Annotated in this window: 16 protein-coding genes and 1 tRNA gene; 6 read left to right on the top strand and 11 right to left on the bottom strand. The window is 63.6% G+C overall.

What is annotated here, in order from left to right; genetic code table 11:
• Positions 1-75: 75 nt before the first annotated feature.
• Together SAS01S_RS07365 and SAS01S_RS07360 are read right to left on the bottom strand one after the other, a co-directional pair.
• Positions 76-2154 carry a beta-galactosidase gene (locus tag SAS01S_RS07365; RefSeq protein ID WP_066806705.1) on the bottom strand — a complete coding sequence of 693 codons (2079 nt, stop codon included), beginning with the start codon at positions 2152-2154 and terminating at the stop codon, positions 76-78.
• Positions 2155-2230: 76 nt separating this feature from the next.
• On the bottom strand, positions 2231-3778 hold the full coding sequence (locus SAS01S_RS07360; RefSeq protein ID WP_066806703.1) for an alpha-L-fucosidase: 1548 nt from the start codon (positions 3776-3778) through the stop codon (positions 2231-2233).
• A gap of 348 nt (positions 3779-4126) precedes the next feature.
• Between SAS01S_RS07360 and SAS01S_RS07355 the strand changes: the two genes are divergently transcribed.
• The 3 genes from SAS01S_RS07355 (at position 4127) to SAS01S_RS07345 (ending at position 7902) form a co-directional block, all read left to right on the top strand.
• Positions 4127-4849 carry an IclR family transcriptional regulator gene (locus tag SAS01S_RS07355; RefSeq protein ID WP_369405720.1) on the top strand — a complete coding sequence of 241 codons (723 nt, stop codon included), beginning with the start codon at positions 4127-4129 and terminating at the stop codon, positions 4847-4849.
• 190 nt (positions 4850-5039) lie between these two features.
• Positions 5040-6044: a zinc-binding alcohol dehydrogenase family protein gene (locus SAS01S_RS07350; protein ID WP_066806698.1), complete on the top strand. Its 1005-nt coding sequence runs from the start codon at positions 5040-5042 to the stop codon at positions 6042-6044.
• Positions 6045-6252: 208 nt separating this feature from the next.
• Complete coding sequence (locus SAS01S_RS07345; protein ID WP_066806696.1) at positions 6253-7902, top strand: alpha-L-fucosidase; 1650 nt, start codon at positions 6253-6255, stop codon at positions 7900-7902.
• 139 nt (positions 7903-8041) lie between these two features.
• On the opposite strand, the gene SAS01S_RS07340 is transcribed toward SAS01S_RS07345, so the two are convergent.
• On the bottom strand, positions 8042-10396 hold the full coding sequence (locus tag SAS01S_RS07340; protein ID WP_066806694.1) for a glycoside hydrolase family 31 protein: 2355 nt from the start codon (positions 10394-10396) through the stop codon (positions 8042-8044).
• 300 nt (positions 10397-10696) lie between these two features.
• On the opposite strand from SAS01S_RS07340, the gene SAS01S_RS07335 reads away from it, so the two are divergent.
• Positions 10697-10781: transfer RNA gene (locus tag SAS01S_RS07335), tRNA-Leu, on the top strand.
• 179 nt (positions 10782-10960) lie between these two features.
• On the opposite strand, the gene SAS01S_RS07330 is transcribed toward SAS01S_RS07335, so the two are convergent.
• From SAS01S_RS07330 to SAS01S_RS07315, 4 genes are read right to left on the bottom strand one after another with little or no spacing between them, the layout of a single operon-like run.
• A complete protein-coding gene (locus SAS01S_RS07330) occupies positions 10961-12580 on the bottom strand; it encodes an alpha-glucosidase (RefSeq protein ID WP_084238614.1) in 1620 nt (539 codons plus the stop codon).
• Positions 12577-14412 carry an alpha-amylase family glycosyl hydrolase gene (locus SAS01S_RS07325; RefSeq protein WP_066806693.1) on the bottom strand — a complete coding sequence of 612 codons (1836 nt, stop codon included), beginning with the start codon at positions 14410-14412 and terminating at the stop codon, positions 12577-12579. Before SAS01S_RS07325 ends, SAS01S_RS07330 begins: the two co-directional genes overlap by 4 nt.
• Entirely contained in the window at positions 14409-15926 is a 1518-nt protein-coding gene (locus tag SAS01S_RS07320) for a tryptophan halogenase family protein (RefSeq protein ID WP_066806691.1), read from the bottom strand. Before SAS01S_RS07320 ends, SAS01S_RS07325 begins: the two co-directional genes overlap by 4 nt.
• A gap of 59 nt (positions 15927-15985) precedes the next feature.
• Positions 15986-18682, bottom strand: coding sequence for a TonB-dependent receptor (locus tag SAS01S_RS07315; RefSeq protein ID WP_169804912.1), 2697 nt, complete (start codon positions 18680-18682; stop codon positions 15986-15988).
• A 386-nt stretch (positions 18683-19068) separates the two neighbouring features.
• Between SAS01S_RS07315 and SAS01S_RS07310 the strand changes: the two genes are divergently transcribed.
• The gene (locus SAS01S_RS07310; RefSeq protein ID WP_066806734.1) at positions 19069-20130 is read left to right on the top strand and encodes a LacI family DNA-binding transcriptional regulator; all 1062 of its coding nucleotides are present in this window, start codon (positions 19069-19071) and stop codon (positions 20128-20130) included.
• Entirely contained in the window at positions 20127-21626 is a 1500-nt protein-coding gene (locus SAS01S_RS07305) for an MFS transporter (RefSeq protein ID WP_066806687.1), read from the top strand. Before SAS01S_RS07310 ends, SAS01S_RS07305 begins: the two co-directional genes overlap by 4 nt.
• Here the strand turns inward: SAS01S_RS07305 and SAS01S_RS07300 are convergent.
• The 4 genes from SAS01S_RS07300 to SAS01S_RS07285 all read right to left on the bottom strand — a co-directional run bounded on the left by SAS01S_RS07300 (position 21610) and on the right by SAS01S_RS07285 (position 25292).
• Entirely contained in the window at positions 21610-22959 is a 1350-nt protein-coding gene (locus SAS01S_RS07300) for a sensor histidine kinase (protein WP_084238611.1), read from the bottom strand. The genes SAS01S_RS07305 and SAS01S_RS07300 overlap by 17 nt on opposite strands.
• 29 nt (positions 22960-22988) lie before the next feature.
• Positions 22989-23708: a response regulator gene (locus SAS01S_RS07295; RefSeq protein ID WP_066806683.1), complete on the bottom strand. Its 720-nt coding sequence runs from the start codon at positions 23706-23708 to the stop codon at positions 22989-22991.
• Between the two features lie 126 nt (positions 23709-23834).
• Positions 23835-24413, bottom strand: coding sequence for an EF-hand domain-containing protein (locus tag SAS01S_RS07290; protein ID WP_157082699.1), 579 nt, complete (start codon positions 24411-24413; stop codon positions 23835-23837).
• Positions 24414-24515: 102 nt separating this feature from the next.
• Entirely contained in the window at positions 24516-25292 is a 777-nt protein-coding gene (locus SAS01S_RS07285) for a thioesterase family protein (protein ID WP_066806679.1), read from the bottom strand.
• Positions 25293-25301 lie beyond the last annotated feature (9 nt).

The following is a 25301-nucleotide window of genomic DNA, read 5'->3' as shown; positions in this document are numbered from 1 at the left end:
TATGGGATCAGCCGCACCGGCCCCCTGTCCGCCGAGAGCGACAAGGCGCGACGGAATTCCTTGCGCGTAAGCCTTCTATTTGACCAGTTCTACACCATAGGATGGCAAGGCAATCGTGCCGGCATAGCGCGTGTGCGATAGCACGCCGGTCTTTACGCCATCGAACGACACGGTGACCGGGTCCTGGGTCGTGTTGACGTAAAGCGTACGCCCATCGACCTCGCGTGCGATCACGCCGGGCGGCGTCGAAGGGCCACGTTTTATGCCAAGGGTGGGATAGAGCGAGCGCACCAGCGGTCCGAGTAATTCGGCTTGCGGCGCGGTGGCGACATAGATCGCCTGGCCCTTGCCGAAATGATTGACGGTGATCGCGGCGCTCTTTTGCGGTGTGTTCTCGAATGTCGCCAGCGGCTTGGCGGTGCCGAGTTCGAGCACTTCATAATAAGGGTCGCCGCCGGTCAGCGTTTGACCCTTGAAGGTGACCTTCAGGGGCTGATCAGCGCGATAGAACGCGTTGGTCCGCAGGCCGAAAACGTCGCTCAACCGGCCGGGCAGGGACGTTTCGAACCATTTGCCCGTTTCATCCACCTTCGCCGAATAGCCGGTCATGATCACCGTGCCGCCATTGGCGACGTACTGTCGCACGGCCGCCGCGGTCGGCTCGTCCATCACATAAGTGCTGGGGAGGACCGCTAGCTTGTAGCGATCGAGTGCGTCGTGCCCGAAGTCGATGACCGCAGCGTCGATATTGTCCTCGAAGAAGGGACGGAAAGCCGTCTGGGTCTGGCCGGTGTAATTGCCCTTGAAATATTCCTGCATCGTGTTCGGCCCGGGGGGCGGGCTGGTCAGCCAGAGGTTTTGGAACGAGAAGTTCACCGCGACTTCGGGCTGGCGGTAGCGCGGAAACCCGAGCGTCTTCATGGTCTGGAACTCGCGCGCGATCTGGGCGAACTCGTCGACCTTCCACGATGGGCGGCCATCATGGTCGACCAAGCCGAATAATGCCTGCTCCTCGCCGCCGATATGCGAATTGAACGTCCAGGCGAGGAAGGTCTGCGTGTAATAGATCAGACCGAAATAGGCCCACATTCTCGAGCGGCTGGGCGTGCCATAATAACCGCCGCCCCCGGCAGTGAATTCGTTGAACCAAAGCGGCGTGTCGTGCCCCGCCCGGTTTGACATCGCCTCGAACGCGGCGCCGCCCGGATCGCCGGGATAAAAGCCTTGCGCGCCATAGGTCGAGATCTTTTCCCACGACCGCAAATAGTCGAAGCCCTTGGTCCCTGCCGTCGACCAGAAGTTAGAAGCGACGGGAAGGTTGGGCGCATATTGCTTGCGCACCGCTTCCAGATCTTCAAGCGCGCCGATCGTGTCGTCGGACCAGTAACGGCGCAGGTCGAGATAGCGCTCGTTCGGGCCGGGACCGCGCTCATAGGGCAGATCCACCTGATCCCAGTTGTTGATGCGGCGCGACCAGCGCTGGGTCGCCCAGGCTTTGTTGAGCGCCTCGATGGAGCCGTAGCGACGCTTGAGCCAAACCACGAAACGATCTCGATCGGCGGCGGAATATGACATGTGCCCGTTTCCGATCTCGTTGTCGTAACCCACCGCGATCACTGCAGGATTTTGGGCGTATCGCTCCATCATCTTCTGCGCGAGGCGCCTGGCCAGCCGGCGATAGTCGGGATCGCTGATATTATCCCAATAGCGGCTCGCCGCGTTGATCCTGACACCATCCTGGTTGATGATATCCACGCCAGGATAGTGTTTGTGCATCCAGATCGGCGCCGGTTCGCCCGGGATATCGACGATGACGCGGATGCCGGCCTGGTGCATCTGATCGATCACCTTGTCGAACCAGTCGAAGGTGAAACGGCCTTCGTCCGGCTCGAACGAGTCCCAGGACAGATCGCCCATCCGCACCAGATTGAAGCCCGCGGCCTTCATGATCGCGATATCCTGCCGAATCTGGTCCGGGCTGCGATCGACCGGCTGATAGCAGGTGCCGACGAACAGCTGGCCCTTGCCAGGCCATTCGGGGTGCCCGACCGCGCTCTGCGCACGCGCCGGCGCGGTAAGACCGGCCGGCGCAAGGCCGCTGGAAACAACGAACGCGAGGGCAATGGCGGCGAGGCTAGCCGAGCGGCGATGCATGGTAGGTCCTTCTTCGATGGATCAATGGTCGAAAGGGCCCGGGCGATCGGTCGCGCCGGCCCGGCGTCCCTGGGTGTCAGGCCAAATGTATCTTGAAAACGCTGGCGTGGCGGGTCGGCAGGCGGCCGGGGACGTCGATCGAGAGGGCTTTCTGGGTCCGGCGAAACCGAACCGGGCCGCCACCGAGCAGTTCGACACCAACGACCCGGCCCTGGAGATGAGGCGCGTCCGTCCGCAACGAAACGATCTCGGTCAGGGTCGATGGTTCGCCAAGCGTAATCGCGTAAAGCGCCTTGCCCTTGACCGTGAAGCGGATGTCGCGGGCGGTAAAGGCGACCTGCTCCTTGAACATGCCCGCTTCGGCCTCGGTTGGCCCCTCGCCATAAACAGCCCACGGACGGGTGCCGTGGATCGCCTCGGCGTTGACCGCCATCCATGCCGAGAGTTCGGTCAGGAGCTCGTCCGATTCCGGCGGCAGCGACCCGTCCGCATAGAGGACCACGTTCAACAGCATGTTGCCGTTCTTGCTGACGATGTCGGCAAGCATGGTCAGGATTTCACCGGGCGTCTTGTATTTGTAATTGTCGCTGTAGAACCAGTCGCCGTTGGAGGTGTCGGTTTGCCAGGGTAGGGGATTGATGCCGTTGAGCACCCCGCGCTCGACGTCCTGCACCATTCCTTCCTTGTAGAACTCGCCCGTCCCTGAATCTTTGCAATTATAGACTGCCTCAAGGTGCCCGGTGCGCGCGACGCTGCTGTTGTAGAGGTGGGCGACCAGCGTACGGCCGACTTCGCCGAACGGCAGGCCGCCATCCGAATAGAGAAGGTCCGGTTGGTAACTGTCGACGAGATCGCGGATTCGTTTCAGCCAGCGCTGATGGTAAGCCGGGTTGGTCGTGTACCAACTCTCCCTGGTGTTGCGGAACGGTTCGTCGCGATTGTCGTGATAGAGGTCGGCATAGGCCGGATCGGCACCGTCATAGGGGACGCCAAGCTTGGGCCAGAACTGATCGTAGAGATGGTTCGGATACGACCAGCAATAGCTGGCACCGAGATGCTCGGAAACGCCGAAGCGGAGTCCTTGCCGCTTCGCCGCCGTTTGCCAGGCGCCGACGACGTCGCGCTTCGGACCCATGACAGCGGCATTCCACCGGTGATGTTTCGAGTTCCACAGGTCGAAATTGTCGTGGTGGACGCCCATGGACACGAAATATTTGGCGCCGGCGGCGGCATAGCGGGCCATCAGCGCGTCCGGATTCCAGCGCTCGGCCTTCCAGAGCGGAATGAGGTCCTTGTAACCCTTTTCCGACGGATGTCCGTAGGTCTTGAGATGGTGATCGTAGTGCGGATGGCCTGGCACATACATAAAGCGGGCGTACCAATCCCCTTGACGCGGCACTGCTTGCGGCCCCCAATGCGCCCAGATGCCGAACTTCGCATTCCTGAACCAATCCGGCGTCCGGTAGGTCTTGAGCGATTCCGGCGTCGCGCTGAACGGACCGCGTGCGATGTCGCGTTCGGCGGCTGAGAGGGACGCCGCCGCAGGCGGGATCCGGCCCAGCGCGCCCGCGCCGAGGGCAAGAAGCGGGCCGCCCAAAATCTCGCGTTTGCTGAACTTCGTCATCTCTCCCTCCCGCCGGTAGTTGTGCGCAAATCCGTCCAACCGTCACAGGCGGCTCATCGGTTATTTTCATTGGTGCAATATTATTCTCTTTGATGCAAGTTAGATAGTGGGACTGTGGACAGCCGGCGATCGACGGTGAATCTACCCGGGGCCGTAGGCGGGTGACGAGAGGATGCGGAAGACGACCTACTCGCGCGCGATGGGCAATGTCGGCCTTCCGACTTGCGCTGCGACGCACGCCGGGCGATCACGCGGCCCCATAAAGATCATGGAGGGACTAAAGCCGCGATGGGACGATCAGGGGTGAAAGGGACTTACGCCGCGCCGGCGATCCAAAAAGCCTTCGAGGTGATCGAACTGCTCGTGCAATGGCCGCAGGGTGCCCTGGTCAGTGAGATGGCAGCTGATCTGGGGAGGACCGTCGGAGAGCTGTTTCGCATCGTGGTCGTGATGGAGCAGCTGGGATATCTTCAGAAATCGCAGACGACCGACCGCTACACCGTCACCTACAAGCTCCTCGATCTCGCCTACCGCGCCACACCGTCGCAGGATCTCGTCCGGGCGGCACTGCCGGAGATGCAGGTACTGGCAATGGAGGCCGGCCAGTCGTGCCATCTGGTCGTGCCGAATGGCGGTCGCGGCATCGTGATAGCGCGCGAGGAACAGCCCGGTACGCGCGGCTTCGCGCTCAAGGTCGGCGCTCATATCGATATCGTCGCAAGCTGCTCCGGCCAGGTCATCCTGGCATTCTCAAACGATCAGCGCCGTGAACAGATTGTTCGTGCGGCGGAGAGCGAGCGAGGCATCGAGGTGGACCGCGCCTGGCTGGCGGAGCGTAAGGAAGCGATCCGTGCTGCGGGCTTCGATCTGCGCAAGAGTCCGATCACCTATGGCGTGACCGACATCAGCTTTCCGGTTTTCGGCTTTGATCGCGAGATCATTGCGGCGTTGACGATTCCGTTCCTCGAACTGATCGACGGTTCGCAGAAAGTGCATATCGAGGCGGCGTGTGACCTCCTCCGCTCGGCCACGATGCGAGTGTCGGATCGGCTAGGCTATCAACCGGGCTGACCTCTCGACAACCTCCGACGACATTGCGGAATCGGCGGATCCGGTCCGAGACGCTGGGGCTCAGAAATACGAGGCTCTGCCTTGGGAACTTCGCGCGCCGTTGCAGCCAAAACTCTTAGCGCTAGCGAGAACATACTTGCACATACGGAAATAACCGTGCGATGGCGCTGCTCAGGAGGGGCCGACCGTTATGCGCGCCATTGTTTGCCGTGAGCCATTTCACCTCGATGTAATCGCGCGCGATAAACCGCAGCCGGGACCCGGCGAGGCGCTGATCCATGTTCGGAATGTCGGCTTGTGCGGCACCGACTTCCATATCTTCGCCGGGAAACATCCCTTTCTGGATTACCCGCGAGTGATCGGTCACGAACTGGGCGGGGAGATCGTCGCTCTGGGCGAGGGGACCTCTCTGCGGATCGGACAACAGGTAGCGATCAATCCCTATCTCGCGTGCGGCCATTGTGTGGCGTGCCGGCGCGGCAAGCCCAACGCTTGCGTCAACATTCGCGTGCTCGGCGTCCATGTCGATGGCGGCATGTGCGAATTCCTGGCCGTGCCGCAAACGGCGGTGATCGATGCGGAGGCCCTCTCGCCAGTACAGGCGGCGATGGTCGAGTTCCTGGCGGTGGGAGCGCATGCGGCCGCTCGCGCGCCGAAAGGCGGCGACCATCTGCTCGTCGTGGGCGCCGGGCCGATCGGTGTGGCGACCGCGCTCTTCGCGAAGCTGGATGGAAGAAAGCCGCTAGTCGTCGATCGGCTGCCTGCTCGGGTCACCTTCGTTCGCGACCGCCTCGGGTTAGACGGGGCCGTCGCGGATGACGAGCTTGATCGGACGCTTGCCGACTGGACCAACGGCGACATGTTCGACGTCGTGGTCGACGCCACCGGATCGCTGGCGGCGATGCGTCGCAGCTTGTCGTTCGTCGCGCATGGCGGTGCTCTAGTGCTGGTCGGTGTCGCGCAGGGCGAGCTCAGCTTCGAAGACCCGGAGTTCCACAAGCGTGAGGCGACGCTGATCGCGAGCCGAAATGCGCTGGCCGAGGATTTCTCGCGAGTGATCGAAGCGATCAAGTCCGGCGCGATCCCGACCGATATCCTGCATACCCACAGCATCGCGGCGGACGAATTGCCGCAGCGGCTGCCGGAATTGATCCGCAATGCCGACAGCATTCTCAAGGTCGTCGCGTCTTTCTGATCGCCGCCGTGATTTGTCGCCGGTCGGTCCCGACGGTTCTCCTGTATCGACAGGCTGGGCGTTTCGATTTGCGCGGTTGGAACGCGGGGCATCCCATCGGGTGTCAGTTTCGTCGACGCGTCAATGCAATTGATCAACCCTGTCCGCTGTTGCTGAACAGCGTCGGACGCTTGCAACTTGCGTCCCCCTTTTTTGGGAAAGTCATCGAATGAAACTTTCGCGTCGCAACCTTCTGACTGGGGCGTCCAGCCTGGTCGCCACGAATGCGGTCGCCGCACTTGCTCTGGCCAAATCCGAAACAAAGGCCGCAAAGCCCGTTTTCGAGGGCAGTTGGGAGTCGCTGGAAGCCGGCTACCAGACGCCGGATTGGTTCCGCGACGCGAAGTTCGGCATCTGGGCGCACTGGGGACCGCAATGCGTGCCGGAATTCGGCGACTGGTATGGCCGCCGGATGTATATCCAGGGCAGCGACTATTATAACCATCACGTCGCCACTTATGGTCACCCCAGCGTCTATGGTTTCATGGACATCATCAACACCTGGAAGGTGGACAAGTGGGATCCGGAGCGCCTGATGGGGCTCTATAAGAAAGCGGGGGCGAAGTATTTCGTCTCGATGGCGAGTCATCACGACAATTTCGACAACTTCAACTCGAAATATCATGCCTGGAACTCGACGAAGGTCGGCCCGAAACGCGATATCGTCGGCGAGTGGGCCAAGGTGACACGCGATCACGGATTGCGTTTTGGCGTCTCGAACCACTCCGGCCACGCCTGGCTCTGGTGGCAGACGGCCTATAGCTACGACGCCGAAGGCATCATGCATGGGGTGCGGTATGACGCCGCTACGCGCCGAAAGGACGACGGCAAGGGTAAGTGGTGGGACGGCCTCGATCCACAGGCGCTATATACCGGCCCGGCGGCAGGTTTCACGCCGCCCGACGGCATCAAGACGATCAAGCAGATGGACGCGTTCAACCAGGTCACCGAGCAGTGGCTGGAAATGCCGCCGCCAAATAATCCGTGGTACGCGAAGCATTGGCTGACGCGACAAATGAATCTCGTCGAGCAATACCGTCCCGACTTCGTGTTTTTCGACTGTAACGTCATGCCGCTGGGCCAGACGGGACTGGAAGCCGTAGCCCATTTCTATAATCAGAACATCAAATGGAATAACGGTTTGCAGGCCGTGGTTACGAGCAATGGTCTGGATGAGGACCAGTCGAGGGCCCTGGTCAAGAATGTCGAACGTGGCTTCTCGAACCACTTGCGCGACAAGCCCTGGCAGACCTGCACGTGCATCGGCCAGTGGCATTATGACCGCCGCCTCTATGACAATGATGGCTACAAGACCGCCAAGCAGGTGATCCAGCGTCTGATCGACACGGTGTCGAAGAACGGCGCATTGTTGCTCAGCATTCCGCTGCGCGGCAATGGCGAGATCGACGACAAGGAAGAAAAGATCCTGACCGATCTGGCCGGCTGGATGGAGATCAATGCCGAGGCGATCTTCGACACCCGTCCCTGGGACATCTATGGCGAAGGCCCAACCCGTTTTGCCGAAGGTTTCCAAAGTGAAGATGTGGCGCAAGGGCTGTCGCACGAGGATATCCGCTTCACCACAAAGGCGGGCGTGCTTTACGCCTTGGCGGCGGAATGGCCGAACGCGCCATATCTGACGGTCTATTCGATGGCTGCGGGCTCGCCGCAGCGCAAGGGCAGGATCGAAAAGGTCGAGCTTCTGGGCTATGGACCGATGCCGTTTGAGCTGGGCATGGATGGCCTGACGGTCAAACTTCCGGATGCAAAGCCGGCTTTCACCCCCGTGCTGAAGATCACCGGCGAAGGCGTGGTTTGATCGGCAACAAAAGCTCTTCGTCCCTTGTCCACGCCAGGGCGGGCCGAGTCTAGCGATCAGTCATGACGACGTCACGTCTTCCGCGACGAGGTCGGCATGGTGATGATGGCATGTCCGCGACAAGAAATGGTCCGGATTCCTATTTGCTTGCGCCGACAACCTCCACCAGGGGGGCGAGCGCCTGCCCGGGCGGAAGGGCGCCGGATGCGGTCAGCCTATGGCTGGCCTCGTCCCAGCGCAGCTCGGCGCTCTTGCCGCCGCGCGCCCGATAGTCGTTGGTGGTCCCGTCGTCGTCATAAAGCGCGAAGCGAGCGTCGCGGCCCGGATAGACCCGGATTTTCTCCAGCGCCTGACGCGTCGCGGTGCTCGGCACCTGCACGCCGATCGGCACGATCGAGCCCGCGCGGACGAACACCGGAATGCGATCGATCGGCGCGGGCGCGTCGATCCACTCGCCCCCGGCCACTTTCGCGTTGGTCCACCAGTCGTACCAGTCGGTGCCGGCGGGCAGATAGACCTTGCGGCTGGTCGCTCCTTGCTCGGTCACTGGCGCGACGAGCAAGGCCGGCCCGAGCATATATTCGTCGCCAATGGTTGTCGCCCGGACGTCGGCGGGAAAGTCCATGAACAGCGCGCGCATAAAGGGTGCGCCGGTGTCATAGGTCTCGCGGCCCAGCGGGTAGAGATAGGGGATGAGCGAATAGCGCAGGCGCAGCCATTGCGCGAGGATCGGCTCTGCCGCCGCGCCATAGTCCCAGATGGCGGTCGCCGGCCGTTGGCCGTGAATGCGCAAGGTCGGCGTAAGTGCGTTATATTCGAACCAGCGCACGAACAGCTCGGGATAGTCGCGATAATCCGGCGCCATCGCCTTCGCGCCGGCCGGGTCGACCAGAACGGGGCGCGGCGCCGGCGGACCGCTCGGCCATTGCCAGCCGCCCGTGTCCGATCCCCAATATGCCAGGCCTGAGGCCGTGAAACCGAGCCCTGTCGGCACCTGCCGCCGAAGGGCCTCCCAGGTCGACTGCACGTCGGAAGACCAGAACAGGCAGCCGTTCGCCTGGGTGCCCAGATAGGCTGCACGGCACAGGATCATATTGCGGAAGTTGGGGCGATCCGCGGCTGACCCTTTGGCCACGGCCGACGTATGCAGCAACGGAAATAGGTTGTGATACCGGTCGCCCGACCCGATCGAATAGAAGGAGCCGTCGGGGACAAGATCAGGCTCGGTCTCGTCGAGCCAGGTATAGTCGAACCCCTGGCTCAGGATGTTGTCGCGGATGCGTTGCCAGAACCAGGCGCGGGCATCGGGATTGGTCGAATCCAGCAAGGCGCCGGCGCGGTCGGAACGGACGGCCAATCCGTCGACAACCTTTCCGTCCTTGTCATGAAGCAGCCAGCCCTTGGCAGCGAGCATGTCGAAATAGCGCGATTCGCGTTCGAACCGTGGCCAGACGCTGATGATCGAATGCATCCCCATGGCGTGAAGTTCGTCGTTCATGCCCTTGGGATCGGGAAAATAGGTCCGGTCGATGTCGAGCTGGCCCATCCGCGTCCAGTAGAACCAGTCGAGCACCATGGCGTCGAGCGGGTAGCCGCGCCGCCGATATTCGCGCGCGATCCCAAGCAGTTCGGCCTGGGTCTCGTAGCGGGCTTTGGACTGGATGAGCCCAAAGGCGGCCTTGGGCGGCAACGGGGTTGTGCCGGTCAGGCGACGATAGCCGGCATAGAGGTCGTCGGTGGTCGCGCCGGTGATGATGAAGAACGAAACACGCTCGCCGACCTGGCTCTGGAATCGGGTGGCATTATGCAGTCCGGCGGACACGGTGGTCGCGGCCGGATTGTCCCACAGGATCGCATAGCCCTTGTTCGTGACGAGGAACGGCACGCACACCTGCTCGCCCGCGGGCGCGTCGTAATAATGGCGGCAGTCGATCGTCCGCCCGCGCAGATCGAGCACGCCTTCCTGATTTTGGCCAAGTCCGAAATAATGCGTGTCGGCGGTATCGGAAAAGCTCGCGCCGACGCGGAAGGTCTTCTCGCCGTTGACAGTTTGCGGCGCCATTTCCCAACCGGTCATACCCGTAATCGGGCGGCCATCGGCACCGGCAATGGTGATGGATACGGGCGGCAGCGACGGCGCGAAATACCGCTCCATCTGGGTCGGTGCCTTGGGCCATGGCTGCGCGGCGACCGCGACGGTGAGTGCGGCCGAACGGAACACGTCGCCGCCTGAGTCCAGGACGTGCGTCCAGCCCGACTGATCCGCCTGGCCAGTGACGCCGGGCCCGGGCGCCGCAGCGGCGAGTACCGGATCGGTGGCGATCGTGATCCGGACGATATTCGGCCCGTACCCCTCGACTGCAACGATGCTGCCATTCCGATCGATCTGGGCAGGCGTCTGAGCAGCAGCCGGCGCGTTGGCTAGGAACGCTAAAGCGAGAAGAGCAACGGCGAGCGGACCTGTCGATGTCGTTCTTGCGCTTGATCTTGCCATTCCATGCCTCTCCCAGGTCGCCTTGAGAACGGCGGCGATCGCCACCTTGTTTGCCTCAACGAACGGCGGTCTCTATTTTTGCTAGCGCTACCATTAGGCATGCGCTTGCGCAACCAGGCTCACTGGCCGCTGAACGCCGCCGTGTTATGTCGCTCTATGGAATGCGCTTCTACCGCCGACCCGGGCTGGAAAATCGCCGCCGAGAAACTCCTGAACTACGGTATGGAATTCCTTGGAAAGCGCCCCTATAGACGGCCCGACCGTCGGTCAGCGGCCCCCGCGAGGTGCCCAAATCGACATGCGGGCGTGGTGGAACTGGTAGACGCGCCGGACTCAAAATCCGGTTCCGAGAGGAGTGTGGGTTCGATTCCCACCGCCCGCACCATCTGATAATTGTCGCAGATTTACATTCAGCCGACGGACTCCCAGCTGTGTCGGTGGCTATCGGGGCGCTTGTAGATTGGCGGTTTTCACGCTGGACTTGGCGATAGCGGTCGACGGTAGCGGCCCTCGGCGGCCCCGATACACCAGCCTCCCGGCATCAGGTCGGGAGCGGGGGCTCGCCTATATCCGGCGGGCGATCGTCGCCGCATAGCCACCGAATCGCCAGTCGATCACTTCGCCGACGGTGTCCTCCACGCGCCAGCGATCGGGTTGGGCAGGGCGCCAGTCGACCGGTTCGGGCGACATGTTGAACACGCACAGCATGGTCTCGTCGGCCGCCGACCGTTCGATCGCCAGGACCGTCTCACTCGCTTCGATCACGTGGGCGTCGCCCCGCATCAGCGCATCGCTCGCGTGGCGGAATGCGAGAAAATGTCGGGTCAGGTTGAGCAACGATTGCGGGTCCTGATTCTGGCGGTCGACCGCCAGCGCAAGGTGGTCGGCACCGATCGGCAACCAGGGCGCGCCGGAGCTGAACCCGGCATGGTCGTTGGCGTCTCCGCGCCAAGGCATCGGCGTCCGCGCGCCGTCGCGCGACAGCGTCAGCGGCCAGTTGGCGATCGCCTCGGGATCGCGCAGCGCTTCGAACGGGATATCGACCTGAGTGAGGCCCAGCTCTTCGCCATTATAGAGGAAAATATTGCCGCGCAGCGAGACGAGCAGCATCAGCTTCATCCGCGCAAAGGCGTCGCGATGCTGGGGCGCGGCCCAGCGCGAGATCGCGCGCGGCGCATCGTGATTCTCGAATGCCCAACTCGGCCAGCCGGTGCCGGGCGTATCGGGCCATTGCGCGAGCGCGTCGCGGACCAATGCCGGCGTCAGCTTGTCGGCATAGAGGAAATTGAAGCCATAGGCCGAATTGAGCCGGCGATCGCCCTGGGTGAAGGCGTGCATCTCGGCCTCGGGGCTGGGGCCGCCGACCTCCGCCACCGTGAAGGTCGCGCCGTAGCGGTCGAGCAGGGCGCGGAGCCGCTCGAGGAACGCCGGGATTTCCGGCTGGCTCTGGTTGTGGACATGCAGCTGGAAATCGAACGACCGCGTGCGCGGACCCGGCGGGGCTGACGGGTTGTCGGTCAAAGCGGGATCGTGCATCGAAAAGTTGATCGCGTCGATGCGGAAGCCATCGACCCCGCGATCGAGCCAGAATTTCGCGACGTCGAGCATCGCGTCCTGAACCGCCGGCAGATGCATATGCAGCTGAGGTTGTTCGGGCAGGAAATTGTGCATGTAATATTGCCGCCGCGGCGCGCTCCACGTCCAGGCGGGGCCGCCGAACACCGACTGCCAATTGTTGGGCGGCGTGCCGTCGGGACGGGCATCGGCCCAGACATACCAATCTGCTTTCGGGTTGGTGCGGTCGGTGCGGCTCTCGAGGAACCAGGGGTGGCGATCGCTGCTGTGCGAATAGACCTGATCGATCAGTACCTTGAGCCCGAGCGCGTGCGCGCGGGCGACCAAGGCGTCGAAATCGGCGAGGGTGCCGAAGATCGGATCGACATCGCAATAATCTGCTACGTCGTAACCGAAATCGAGCATCGGCGAGGTGAAGAAGGGCGACAGCCAGATCGCGTCGACGCCCAGGCTGGCGACATGGTCGAGATGCGCGGTGATGCCCGGCAAGTCGCCGATACCGTCGCCATTGGTGTCGGCGAAGCTGCGCGGATAGATTTGATAGATCGCCGCCCCGCGCCACCATTCGCGCGTGGTCTGGACGGAGGGCAGGCGGGCGGCGTCGTTCACTGGGCCTCGCAAATGATGAAGTCGAGAGGGGCGAGGCTGACCTTGAGGCTACCCGGCGCGGTGGCTTTGGCTTCGCACGCGCCACGGAGCGCGGTGAAAGCGGCGGATGTGTCGTCGACCAGCACGTTGGCGGTCAGCGGCACGGTCGAGGTGTTGAACGCGATCAGCACTTCCTTGCCGGTATCGGGATCGAACCGCGACACGGCGAACAGGCCCGGTCTGTCGCCCCAAGCGCGCGGCACCTGGCGCCCCCGGGTCAGCGCATGGTGGCTAGTACGGATGCGGGCGAGCTCGGCGATCGTCTTGAAGATCGGGTTATCGGTACCGAAACTCGGCGTCGCGGTCGTCTTGGTCGTGCCGAGCAACTTGGTGTCGTTATACACCGCGACCTTGCTGCCGAACATGTCCTCGCGTGCCAGCTGGTCGTTGCCCTTGCTGACGAAGCCTTGTTCATCGCCATAATAGATCGTCGGCACGCCGCGCAGCGTCAGCAGCATGGCATGGCCGAGGATGACGCGCTTGAGGACCTCGTCGTCGCTCGCCTGCGGCATGCCCGCTTTCACGAACATCGAGAAGCGACCCATGTCGTGATTGCCGAGGAAGGTCGGCAATGTCCGCGCGGTCGCCTCGCCATTCGCATAAGCGGGGTCGCCGAAGAACAAGTGGAACAATTCGCCCGTCGGGGCGCCGCGCGCGACGGTGTCGGCCACCGCGCGCTCGAACGCAAAGTCGAGCACGGCGGGGAGCTTGTCGACCCTGGTGTGCGCCGCGAGCCGGGCGACGTCGAGGTCGCCGGTGAAGACCTCCCCGAAGATATGGAAGTTGGGAATGTCCTTGGCCTTGGCGCGGGCGAGCATCGCAGGGACGAACGCCTGCCAGAAGGCGGGGTCGACATGCTGCGCGGTGTCGATGCGATATCCGTCGATTCCGAAATCGTCGATCCACTTGCCGAAAATGTCGATCATCCCCGCAATCACGCGCGGATTCTCGGTCATCAGATCGTCGAGGCCGGAGAAGTCGCCGAGCTGCGAATCCTCGGTCGAGAAGGTCGAATCGCCGCGATTGTGGTAATAGATCGGGTCGTTGAGCCAGGCGGGCACCTTTGCCTTCTCCTCACCCTTGGGGAGATAAGGGGTGTAGGCCCAGTTCGGATCGGCCAGCTTGGCGAAATTCTTCGATGTGGCGACGCTATCCCCGAGGAAACCAGGGTTGATCGCCGGACCGCTGAGGCCGCCCTTGCGGGTGTACGGATAGTCGGCGCGGCTGCGGTACGCGCAGGGCTTGTCCGCCTCGCATTCGCGATATTTGATCACGTCCGCGGTGTGGTTGGCGATGATGTCCATATAGACTTTCATCCCACGCGCATGCGCTGCGTCGACCAGGGCCTTGAAGTCGGCATTGGTGCCAAAATGCGGATCGACCCGGGTGAAGTCGGTGATCCAATAGCCGTGATAACCGGCGGTTTCGTTGCCCTTGGGTCCCTGGACGGGCTTGTTCTTGAAGATCGGCCCGACCCAGATCGCGGTCGCGCCTAGCGCCTGGATATAGTCGATCCGCTTGAGCAACCCCCTGAGGTCGCCGCCGTGATAGAAACCCTTGGCGGTCGGGTCGAAGCCGGTGACGAGCCGGTCGCCTTTGAGGCCGCCCGTGTCGTTCTTTGAATCGCCATTCTCGAACCGGTCGGGAAGCACGAAATAGATCACTTCGTCCTCGGGCAGGCGATCGCGATAGTCGGTGACCGGCGCCGTTGTCGGGGCGGTCTCCGGCGACGCCAGGGCGGGCTGCACCAACGCGGCGGCGAGCAAGGCGGTGAGCAGCGAGCGGCGGATCATGCGTGTTTCTCCAGAGCGTCGCCCGTCAACGACGTGACGAAGTCGCGATGGCTGGGCAGCGTCTCCGCCTTGACGCGATAGGATTTGGCGAGCGTATCGAGGAAGGGGCCGACATCCTGCCCGGGAACATTGTCGGCGAGCGGCGACCAGCTTTGCGGCATGATGCCCTGGCCGATCATTACCTGGCCCCAGCTATCGTCGAGGAAGAGCTCTTCCTCTTCGCGGACGAACGCGCCGGCTTCGCGGAACAAGGCGATCTTTTCCGCTAGCGTCGCGGGCAGCTCGATCGAGCGGCAATGGTCCCAGAACGGCTCGCCGGTGCGGTCATTGGCGACATAATGCAGGACGATGAAGTCGCGGATGCGCTGCCACTCGATCACCGACAGGCGGTTGAACGTGTCGCGCGCCGTGCCGACGTTCGACAAGTCGCCCGACAGCAAGGTGAGCAGGCGCCCGAGACCCGACTGGACGAGGTGGATACTGGTCGATTCGAGCGGTTCCATGAACCCCGCGGCGAGGCCCAAAGCGACGCAATTATGCGACCAGAACTCCTGCCTGCGTCCGCTGGTGAATCGGATCGGGCGCGGATCGGCGAGCGGCTTGCCCTCGACATTGGCGAGCAGCAACTCGCTCGCCTCATCGACCGACATGAAGGCCGAGCAGAAGACATGGCCGTTGCCGGTGCGATGCTGCAGCGGGATGCGCCATTGCCAGCCGGCGGGGCGAGCCATCGACTGGGTGTAGGGACGCAGCTCGGCGCGCATTTCACTCGGCACCGCCAGTGCGGTGTCGCAGGGGAGGAAACGGCGCCAATCGACGAATGGCACGCCCAGCGCATCGCCGAGCAACAGGCTGCGAAAGCCGGTGCAGTCGATGAAGAACGAGCCGGCAATTTCGCGGTCGCGGTCGAGCCGGAGCGCGCGGATATCGCCCGTTTCGCCGTTGCGCTCGATCCGTTCGATCAGCCCCTCAACCCGCCGCACGCCGCGTTCTTCGGCGTAATCGCGTAGCATCTGCGCGAACAGCGCGGCGTCGAAATGATATGCGTAGGCGAGGTCAGTCGGCTTGCCGTCGCGCCCGTCAGTCGTCGCGAACCGTCCGAGGCGCGTGGCGGCGACATTATAGCTGTAATCGCCATAATCGCCCGCGACGCCGAGATGCCGGCCGCGCAGCCAGAGCTGGCGGAACGGGATCAGGCCGACGCCCCGCCCGACCTGGCCGAAGCTGTGGATGTAACGATGGCCGGGACGCAGCCAGTCGCTGAACTCGATCCCCAGCTTGAAGGTGGCATTGGTCCGCCGCAGGAAATCGGCCTGGTCCAAACCGAGACCGATGATCAGATTGTGGATCTGCGGGATCGTCGCCTCGCCAACACCAACTGTGCCGATCGCATCGGATTCGACCAGGGTGATCGTCGCACGGTTCCCAAGGAAGCGGGCGAGGATGGCGGCAGCCGTCCATCCTGCTGTCCCGCCGCCGGCGATGACGATGTCGAGGGGCGTAGGATCAGTCATGTGCAGCCTTAATCAGCGAAAGCGCCTCGCCGGACTAACCGGCGAGGCGGATCGCGTCATCAGAACTTGAAGGTGGCCCCGGCAACGAACCGGCGTCCATAAGACTGATATTTCAGATAGGAGAGCGGCTGGGTGACGATACCCAAGGTCGCCGATCGCGTATCGGTCAGGTTCTGGCCCTGAACATAGATCGACAGTCCTTTGAGCGCGCCCGACGAGAAGTCGTAGCCGACCTGTGCATCGTAGATCGTCTCACCGAGGACCGTCTGACGATCGAGCCCGCCGCTATAGAGGGTGAAGTCGCCGAGATAGGTCGAACGGTAGCGCATGCTGCCGCGAATGTTGAAACCGTAGCGTTCATAGAAAGCGGTAACGCCTCCCACCCACTTCGAATAGCCGGGGATCACGCTCAGCTTGCCATAGAAATCGGCGATCTTGGTCTTGGTATAGCCACCGCCGGCGGTAATGCCGAACCCGGTCAGCCCCCTCGAGAACACCTCGAACGGTAAGGTCGCCGCGACTTCCGCGCCGTACATATAGCCGCCCTTCGTGTTCACGCTGGTGGAAAGCCAGCCCACGGTGGTCGTCGGAATCGGAGGAGTCGTCGGCAGTCCCGGAACGCCCGCATAGTCATACCCCTGGATGACGCCGCTGGCGACGTAGGTGGTAATATCCTTGTAGAAGGTCTGCAGAGCGACGTAGCCCTTGCCGCCAAAATACTTTTCGAAGTTCAGGTCGAACGCCCATGCCTGGTATGGGCGCAGACGCGGATTGCCGCCGCTGCCGTTGTAGAAAGGCGTTCCCAACGTGGCGCGATCGATGCCAACCGAGAACACGTTGTTGAGGTCGGGAATGCGCGCGCGCATCATTTCCTTCGACACGGCGAAACGAACGACGAAGTCGCTGTCGGTCCGAAGGTTGAGGTTCATGCTGGGCAGAACCATCCAGTAGCCGTCCCTGATCGTTGGAAAGGCCTGGCCGCCTGACGCCACGTCGGTGCGAACCGCCTGAACGCCGATATTGCCCGTCAGCTTGGCGCCGCCGAGATCGCCATTGAGCGAGGCCATCGCATAGGGAGTCCAGACATCTTCCTCGATGTTATAGCCCTTGGTGCTGCCGAAAGTGTTCGGAACGAAGACGAGCACGCCGTTCGACACCAAGGTGCGGGGATCATAGGCGATGACCTTGCCGAGGCCGCGGTCAAGCGTGATCGGCTTGAGCAGCAGGTTGCTCGGGATCGCCGCGGTGAGGGCACCGTTGGGCGGGCTGAGATAGCCTTCGTTCGCGCTCAGCGTCTTGGTGCGACCCGTATAGTCGACGCCCAGCTTCACCGATTTCAGGAAACCGCCAATCTCCTTCTCGATCTCCGCTTTGGCCTCGATCAGATCGTCCTTAGTGTCCCGGATATTGCTGTAGCCGGCCTGGACGGGCGATCCGCTCCAGCCTTCGACGTCGGTCAACACGAGTGCCGAGCTGGTGCCGTTATAGTTGCTCGTGAATTGCGGACCGGTCGGCGTGGTCGTGTAAGACACGATCGCGGTCGGGTTCGGCAGGGCGCGACCGAGGCCGGCGGTGGTCTGCAGCGAAGTATCGGTGCGATCGGTGCGGGACCAACTGAAGTCGCCCATTACGCGCCAGCCGGCGTCGTTCTTCCAGGTGCCATTCCAACCCACCGAATATTGGTTGGCGACGCGGTCGTTGGCATAATTCTCGATCAGCGGCGTGCCGGCGATCGTAGCGGCGGTGACCAGGCCATTGGTCGCGGTGACGTTCGAGATCGAATCATGGCCGCAGCCGCCGCCGCAGCTGAACGGCATCTCGAAACCACGCTGGTCGATACGGTCGATAAAGCGCGAATAAAAAGCGTCGATCGTAATCGTGAGATGGTCGTCGGGGCGGACCTGAAATGTGCCGTTCGCCCCAAAGCGCTTGAGGCGATCCGACTCGAACCAGGACTTGATACCGTTCATGCCCGACGCGCCGCCTGGATAGCCGCCATAGCCCCAGGCGTTGAAATCCTTGGTTTGATACGGCTCGTCCGTATAGGCGGCCGACAGTGCGATGCCGGCCTTGCCGTCGGCAAACGTGTCGATAAACGTGCCATAGGCGCGGAAGCCCTTGTCGGTCGAGCTGGGCTGCAGCTTCTGGTCGACATAGGTGCCGCGCCCGCCGATCGCGATGACGCGCTTGCCGTAATCAAGCGGGCGGACCGTACGCAGGTCGATGCTGCCGACCAGGCCGCCGGCGGTCTTGTCGGCTTCCGCAGTCTTGTAGACGTCGACGCCGGCTAGAATTTCCGACGGATATTGGTCGAACTCTACCTCGCGGCTGTCGTTGGTCGTCGTCTGCTGACGGCCGTTCAGCGTGGTGGAGGAAAAGTCGGGGCCGAAACCGCGAATCGAGATGACGTTGGCTCGGCCGGCGCTGCGCTGAGCCGAAACGCCGGGTAAGCGCGCTATCGATTCGCCGATGCCGTTATCGGGCAGCTTGCCGATATCTTCCGACGACACCGATTCGAGGATCTGTTCGGAAGACTTCTTCTTCGCGGTCGCGCTGGCCAGCGCGGCCCTGAAGCCGCTGACGACGATGTCCTGAGCGGTATCGGCGTTTGCCTGATCGTCGGCCTGCGGCGCCGCGGCAGTCGGCGCCGTCTGCGCGAGCGCTGGCGACGCGATCACCGTCAGCGCGCCGGCAAGCGCGATGCCGCTTGCGCGAAGCGCAAGCTGGGTACGACGGTTCGAACGGAAAGCAGTCATCAATTCCTCCCCTTGCGGCCGCACCATGTTTGGCTGGCGGCATCGACGCGGCCCACATGGCGCGTGCAGATATGCTGCGCTTATGTTGCAGCGGGGATGGGGCCAAGTTGGCCACATACGTATTCAGGATTATGCATAAGCGGGTGTTGCCCGGTTGCATCGCCACGACCGACGTTTCTCCGCGCGATCCCAAGCGCACCGAACGGTGTTCGCTGAATACGTATGTGATGGCGTTCCGACCCTCGAGCCGCTCGCCTAGGCTCCAAGGATTGCCCCGTGACAGAGGGCGGCTGGGGAGGCACGATTTGCCGGACACTCGTTATGCGCGCGGGCCCTATCGCGGCGCCGCGCTGCCCGCTACACTCGCGCCCAACCGGCCGCAGGCGATGGCCGGCAGCGGGAGAAGCCGTCGGGCGATGCTAACCGACAAACCGACGTCCTTCGATATCGCGCAACGCGCGGGCGTATCTCAACCGACCGTGTCGCGCGCGCTGCGTGGTGACCCGACCGTCAGCGAAGCGACGCGCAAACGGATCGAAGCGATCGCCGCGCAACTCAACTACAAGGTCGACAAGAACGCCTCCTCGCTGCGCAGCCGACACACCAACACGCTGGCGCTGCTGTTCTTCGAGGATCCGACCCCCGACGATTCGCTGATCAACCCGTTCTTTCTCTCCATGCTGGGGTCGATCGCACGGACCTGCGCGCTGCGCGGCTATGACCTGCTCACCTCGTTCCAGCAGCTCTCGTCGAACTGGCACGTCGATTATGAGGATAGCCACAAGGCCGACGGCATCATCCTGCTCGGCTATGGCGATTATGAGACCTATCGGGCGCGGCTCGAACAGCTCGAGGCGCAAGGGACGCACTTCGTGCGCTGGGGTTCGGTCCAGACCGGGCAGCCCGGCACGACGATCGGCTGCGACAATGTGCGCGGCGGGCGCGACGCCAGTGCGCATTTGATCGGGCTGGGATGCCGCCGGATCGCGTTCCTGGGGCAAGTGTCCAGCCACTCACCTGAACTCGCCGACCGCTATCGTGGCGCGTGTTCGGCGATGCTGGAGGCGGGCATCGACCCCGATCCGGCATTGCAGGCCGACGCCATCACTACCGAGGCGTCGGGATACGAAGCGGCGATCGAGTTGTTGCGGCGCGGCGTGGCATTCGACGCAGTCTTCGCCGGCAGCGATTTGATCGCGATCGGCGCGATGCGAGCGTTCGAGGAAGCAGGGCTCGACGTGCCGAGCGATGTGTCGATCGTCGGCTTCGACGATATCCCGGCGGCGAGCCTGTCGCACCCGCCGCTGACCACGATCGCCCAGGATTATGCCAAGGCCGGGGCGGCCTTGGTCGACACGCTGTTGCGCCAGATCCGCGCGCAATCGGTCGAAGCGGCGATGCTGCCCCCACGCTTAGTCGTTCGCCGCTCGACGGCGCCCCGGGCATGAGCGGACTTCCGGTGGAGAAACCGCGCCAGACCTGGCGCGGGCTGTGGAACATTTCGTTCGGTTTCTTCGGCATCCAGATCGCGTTCGGGCTGCAGAATGCCAACCTCAGCCGTATCTTTCAGACACTGGGAAGCGATGTCGGTAGCCTCGCGTTGCTGGCCATCGCGGCGCCGGTTACCGGCCTCGTCGTGCAGCCGCTGATCGGCCATTTCAGCGACCGCACCTGGGGACGGTTCGGGCGGCGGCGGCCATATTTCCTGGCGGGAGCGTTGCTCGCGGCGCTTGCGCTGCTCGGCATGCCTAACGCGACCACGTTGCTCGCGGCGGCGTTGTTGCTGTGGATGCTCGACGCGTCGATCAACGTATCGATGGAGCCGTTTCGCGCGTTCGTCGGCGACATGGTCGCGCCTTCGCAGCGTACCGCGGGCTATGCGTTCCAGACCGGATTCATCGGCGCCGGCGCGGTGATCGGCAGCCTCGCGCCGTTCGCCATGGCCAGGCTGGGGATCAGCAACGTCGCGCCCGCGGGCGAGATTCCGCAATCGGTCCGTTATGCCTTTTATCTCGGTGCGGCATTGATTTTCGCGGCGGTACTGTGGACGGTGCTGACGACGCGGGAATATTCGCCCGAGCAAATGCGCTCGTTCGACGACGCCGATGCGGGGCGAGAGCATGAAACGCCGATCGCGCCGCGCGGTGGCTGGTGGTGGTTGCTGGCAGGCTCGGCAGTTGTCGCATGCGTCTGGTGGTTCACGTTCGAACGCGATCTCTACGTGCTGGGCGGCGCGCTCGCGGCTTTCGGTGTCCTCGGCTTGATCGCCGCCGCGATGGTGCGGGGTGGCGGCGATAACGCGCTCGTCCAGATCATGAGCGACCTATCGCGCATGCCCGACCAGATGAAGCGGCTGGCGCTGGTCCAGTTCTTCTCCTGGCTCGCGCTGTTCGTCATGTGGATCTACACCACCCCAGTGGTGGCGCAATACGTGTTCCATTCGACTGACACCGCGGCCAAGGCGTACAATGATGGCGCCGACTGGGTCGGGGTATTGTTCTCGGTCTATAACGGCGTCGCGGCGCTTGCCGCGTTCGTGCTGCCGGTGCTTGCGAGACGGATCGGCGCGCAGAAGACTCACATGCTGTGCCTGGTGATCGGCGCCGTCAGCTTCGCCTCGCTGCTGGTCATCCGCGATCAGCAATTGTTGCTGCTGCCGATGATCGGGGTCGGCTTCACTTGGGCCTCGATTCTGACCATGCCCTATGTCATCCTGGCCGGCGTGCTGCCGCAACATAAGCTCGGCATCTATATGGGGATCTTCAACTTCTTCATCGTGGTGCCGCAACTGCTGGTCGCGACGGTGATGGGCGCGATCATTCGCACGTTCTTCCCGGGGGAACCCGTCTGGACGATGGCGTGCGGCGCGGTCGTTTTGGTGCTTGCTGCATTGGCAATGCTGCGGGTGAAGGATCCTACTGTGGCGCCTAACGCGGCAGCGTAATCGTCGCGGCAAGGCCGCCTTCCGGACGGTTTTCCAGCCGGATATCGCCCCGCGCCTCGCGCACGATAGCGCGCGCCAGCGCCAGGCCAAGGCCGATGCCGCCGGTTTCCTTATTGCGCGATCCCTCGATCCGCGTGAATGCCTCGAACACCTCTGGGATGCGGTCGGGTGGGACGCCAGGCCCGTTGTCGCACACCGCGATCTCGACTGTCTTGGCATCGGACCTCAGGAACACGTCCGCGCCGCCGCCATATTTGACCGCATTTTCGATCAGATTGCGGATCGCTCGGCGCATCAGCGACGGCCGCAAATGCATCGTCAGCCGTTCGACCTCGGTGAACTCGACCGGCATGCCGAGGTCGCGGAAATCCTCGACCACCGCATCGACCAAAGCGGCGAGGTCGACTTCGGTCGCCTGCTCGCTCGGCCGCCCCAGCCGCGCCAGCGACAATATGTCGTCGAGCGTGCGGTTCATCTCGTCGATGGTGTCCGCCATGCGCGCGCGGTCGTCGTCATCCTCAACCGATTCGATGCGGACGCGAAGAGCGGCCAGCGGCGTGCGCAGATCGTGCCCGATCGCGCCCAGCATGCGGTCCTTTTCCTCCAACATCGCGCTGACGCGCGTGCGCAAGTCGTTGAACGCGACGATCAGCGTACGCACATCGTGCGGCCCGCTTTCCGGGATCGCGGCATCGGATTCGCCGGGATGATAGCGTTGCGCGGCGCGCGCTAGCGAGCGTAGCGGCTGCGCGATACGCCGCGTCGCCAGCAGCACGGGTAGCAGCACGATTGCATAGAGCACCAGCGTCTGGCCGATCAGCCGCGAGAGGAACGGCCATTCCGAATCCTGCCACGGATTGGCTGCCGCCCACCAGCCGACCTTGGGCTGCTCGACGGCGATCAGCAATTCGCTCTTGGCAAAGCGATAGCGCTGGGCACGGACGCGCGACATCTTAGCGAAGCGCGGGTCGTTGGACAGCAGCGGACGGACGCCGGTGATGACTTGCTCGACCGGGATTCCCGCTTCGACCAGTCGCGCGCGCAATGCCTCTTCGATCGCCGGTTGTCGCACGAGGCCCGCCGGCATCGGATTGGAGGGCCAGGGGTGCGAGCGGAAACGGTCCCAGGGAGTCTCATCAGCTGACGCCGGTGCGGCCGTTATATCCGGCTGCCGCTCGTCGCGCCTGCCGCGCGGTCCTTGCGAGGCGTCGATGATGCGTGCGACGACTGGCCCAACGGTCTGCTCCAGCCGGAACGTCTGGCGATCGCGCAGGCTCAACCCGAAATTGATCGCCTGCGCGACGAACAGCGCGACCGCGACGAGCACGGCCATCTGGCCAGGCAGGTTCCGCGGCCACAATCTCATAATCGCGTGACTTCCGCGGCGAGCGTGTAACCACCGCCCCACACCGTCTTAATGACGGCAGGGTTTTTCGGATCGGGCTCGATCTTGCGCCGCAACCGGCTGACTTGGTTGTCGATCGCGCGATCGAACGCCATCGCCTCGCGGCCCTGGGTCAGATCAAGCAACTGGTCGCGAGTGAGCACCTGGCGCGGGCGCAGCACCAGGGCCAGAAGCAGATTATATTCACCGGTCGACAACGGCACCGACACGCCTTCACGGTCGACCAGCGCGCGCTCGCCGGACTTCAACACCCAGCCGGCAAAGGCGTAGGACCCGCTTTCGGGCGCGTGCTGGCGCGTACCGCTGCCGGCGGCGCGGCGCAGGATGACGCGGGCGCGGGTTGCCAGTTCGCGCGGCGAGAAGGGTTTGACGACATAATCGTCGGCACCCATTTCGAGCCCGACGATGCGGTCGGTCTCCTCGCTCTTGGCGGTCAACAGGATGACGGGAATGTCGCCGGTCGCACGGATATGGCGGCACAGGCTCAACCCGTCCTCGCCCGGCATCATGATGTCGAGGATGATCAGGTCGATGGCATACGCCGCCATCCGCGTGCGCGCGCTTTCGGCATCGCCCGCCTGGGTGACGCGAAACCCCTGCTTGTTCAGGTATTGGGCGAGCGGCTCGCGGATCGAGCGCTCGTCATCGACCAGGAGAATGTGGGGAATGCCGCCCATCGGCACTTCGCTAAGCATCAATCGTCCCCCTGAAAAGCCCTGACGGCGAAAAGGCCCAATGAGGAAGGGGTGGAGGGCCGGGCGGGTGAGGAGGGGCACCCGCCCGGCAGCCTGGGCATATGGGGATTACTGCCCGGGCTTGTCCGTCGATGCGGGTGGCGGTGGCGGGGCGTCTCCGCGGTTGCCGCGCCTACCGCGCATCTGTTCCATTGCGTCACGCGCCGCCTGGCGCTCCGCCGCATCGATCTTGCCGTCCTTGTTGGTATCCATGCGGTCGAAGCGTTGCGCGGCCTGTGCGCGAAATTCCCCGCGGTCGACTACGCCGTCGCCGTTGGTATCCAGCCGGGCGAACATCCGCCCACCGAAGCCGTGGCCGCCGGGGCCGGCCGGAGGAGACGCGCCTTCAGCCGGCGGCGGAGGAGGCGCCGCCGCCTCGGCTCCGCCCATCGGCCGGCGCGGCTGCATCTCGTCGGGCGTCAGCTTGCCGTCCTTGTTCGCGTCCAGGCGGTCGAACCGCGCATCGGCCTGCGCCATTGCTTCGTCGCGCGAGAGCACGCCGTCGCCATTGGCATCGCCTCTGGCAGCCGGGGCGGTCTGCGCCGCGGTCGGCCCGATCAGCGCTACCGCCATAAAGCTTGCGCTCGCGAGCGCCGCGGCAAGAAACACTCGATTCATCCCGTTGTCCTCGATCGGGCGAAGGGTCATTCCCTGCCGCCTGGGGACTTGTGGGTCCTCTGTGTCGCCCGGACATGTCAGTCCACGGCGAAATTGTCGCAAATTGTCGCGATATAAGGGGAAATCCCTGGCTCAGGCGAAGATGGCGACGCTTTGCATCTGCTCGGCGACGGGCTCGCCATCGGCATTCCAGATCATCATTTCCTGGCTCGAACTGCCTGCCTTGGCGTAATCGGCATTGGTTCTGAGCAGCCACCATCCATCTTCGGTTCGCGGCTGCGCGCCGAGCAGGTTGAGCTGCCAGGTCATCGAGCTGCACGGCGCCGGTCCGCCGATCAGCTTGAGCGCGGCGGGCGGCAGGCAATCGGCGACCGCAATCAGCTCGACCATCGGATCGAGTCCGTCGCGCTCGTTCAACCGTACCCAGCGCAGCCACTCGGCCGGCCCGACCGTCGCGTCGCGTCGATCGAGCAGCTCGAAATTCTGCGCGAAGGAGACGGCTGAATTGCCCTTGAAGGTCGTGTCGCTGGCTTGCGGGCGAGGAAAGTCGGGGGCGCAGCCGACCTGATGATCGAGCTTGGAGTCGACCGCGCTCATGAACACGAAGGTCGCGCGCAGTCCGAGCCCGGCTTCGCTCTCGACATCGGCCTGAATGAAGGCGGCGTTGCGACCACGACGCAGCCGGCTCGCGCGGATCACCACGTCACCGGACAAGGGGCCGATGAATGCGACCAGCGCGGATCGCAGTGGCGGCAGGTCAGTGTCCGACTGTTGCGCCGCATGGAGCGCGAGCGCCGCCGACAAGCCGCCATAGCTGGTGCGCCCCTGCAGCCAGCTATCGGGGATGCTGCCCCGCCAGCCGCCCTCGATCGGTTCGAGCGCGTCGATGATCTGCTTCAAGCCCGGCATGAATCTCCC

Origin of the sequence: Sphingomonas asaccharolytica NBRC 15499 (genome assembly GCF_001598355.1) — a bacterium.
GTDB lineage: Bacteria > Pseudomonadota > Alphaproteobacteria > Sphingomonadales > Sphingomonadaceae > Sphingomonas > Sphingomonas asaccharolytica.
Note: the sequence above shows the minus strand (reverse complement) of the source record. Positions and strands in the feature narration are given on the sequence as shown.

Excerpts from the sequence above, each read along its gene's own strand:
- SAS01S_RS07340 (WP_066806694.1), bottom strand. The coding sequence starts at position 10,396 with ATGGCAAGATCAAGCGCAAGAACGACATCGACAGGTCCGCTCGCCGTT.
- SAS01S_RS07365 (WP_066806705.1), bottom strand. The coding sequence starts at position 2,154 with ATGCATCGCCGCTCGGCTAGCCTCGCCGCCATTGCCCTCGCGTTCGTT.
- SAS01S_RS07360 (WP_066806703.1), bottom strand. The coding sequence starts at position 3,778 with ATGACGAAGTTCAGCAAACGCGAGATTTTGGGCGGCCCGCTTCTTGCC.
- SAS01S_RS07285 (WP_066806679.1), bottom strand. The coding sequence starts at position 25,292 with ATGCCGGGCTTGAAGCAGATCATCGACGCGCTCGAACCGATCGAGGGC.
- SAS01S_RS07345 (WP_066806696.1), top strand. The coding sequence starts at position 6,253 with ATGAAACTTTCGCGTCGCAACCTTCTGACTGGGGCGTCCAGCCTGGTC.
- SAS01S_RS07320 (WP_066806691.1), bottom strand. The coding sequence starts at position 15,926 with ATGACTGATCCTACGCCCCTCGACATCGTCATCGCCGGCGGCGGGACA.
- SAS01S_RS07300 (WP_084238611.1), bottom strand. The coding sequence starts at position 22,959 with ATGGCCGTGCTCGTCGCGGTCGCGCTGTTCGTCGCGCAGGCGATCAAT.
- SAS01S_RS07305 (WP_066806687.1), top strand. The coding sequence starts at position 20,127 with ATGAGCGGACTTCCGGTGGAGAAACCGCGCCAGACCTGGCGCGGGCTG.
- SAS01S_RS07290 (WP_157082699.1), bottom strand. The coding sequence starts at position 24,413 with ATGACCCTTCGCCCGATCGAGGACAACGGGATGAATCGAGTGTTTCTT.
- SAS01S_RS07295 (WP_066806683.1), bottom strand. The coding sequence starts at position 23,708 with ATGGGCGGCATTCCCCACATTCTCCTGGTCGATGACGAGCGCTCGATC.
- SAS01S_RS07310 (WP_066806734.1), top strand. The coding sequence starts at position 19,069 with ATGGCCGGCAGCGGGAGAAGCCGTCGGGCGATGCTAACCGACAAACCG.
- SAS01S_RS07315 (WP_169804912.1), bottom strand. The coding sequence starts at position 18,682 with ATGACTGCTTTCCGTTCGAACCGTCGTACCCAGCTTGCGCTTCGCGCA.
- SAS01S_RS07325 (WP_066806693.1), bottom strand. The coding sequence starts at position 14,412 with ATGATCCGCCGCTCGCTGCTCACCGCCTTGCTCGCCGCCGCGTTGGTG.
- SAS01S_RS07350 (WP_066806698.1), top strand. The coding sequence starts at position 5,040 with ATGCGCGCCATTGTTTGCCGTGAGCCATTTCACCTCGATGTAATCGCG.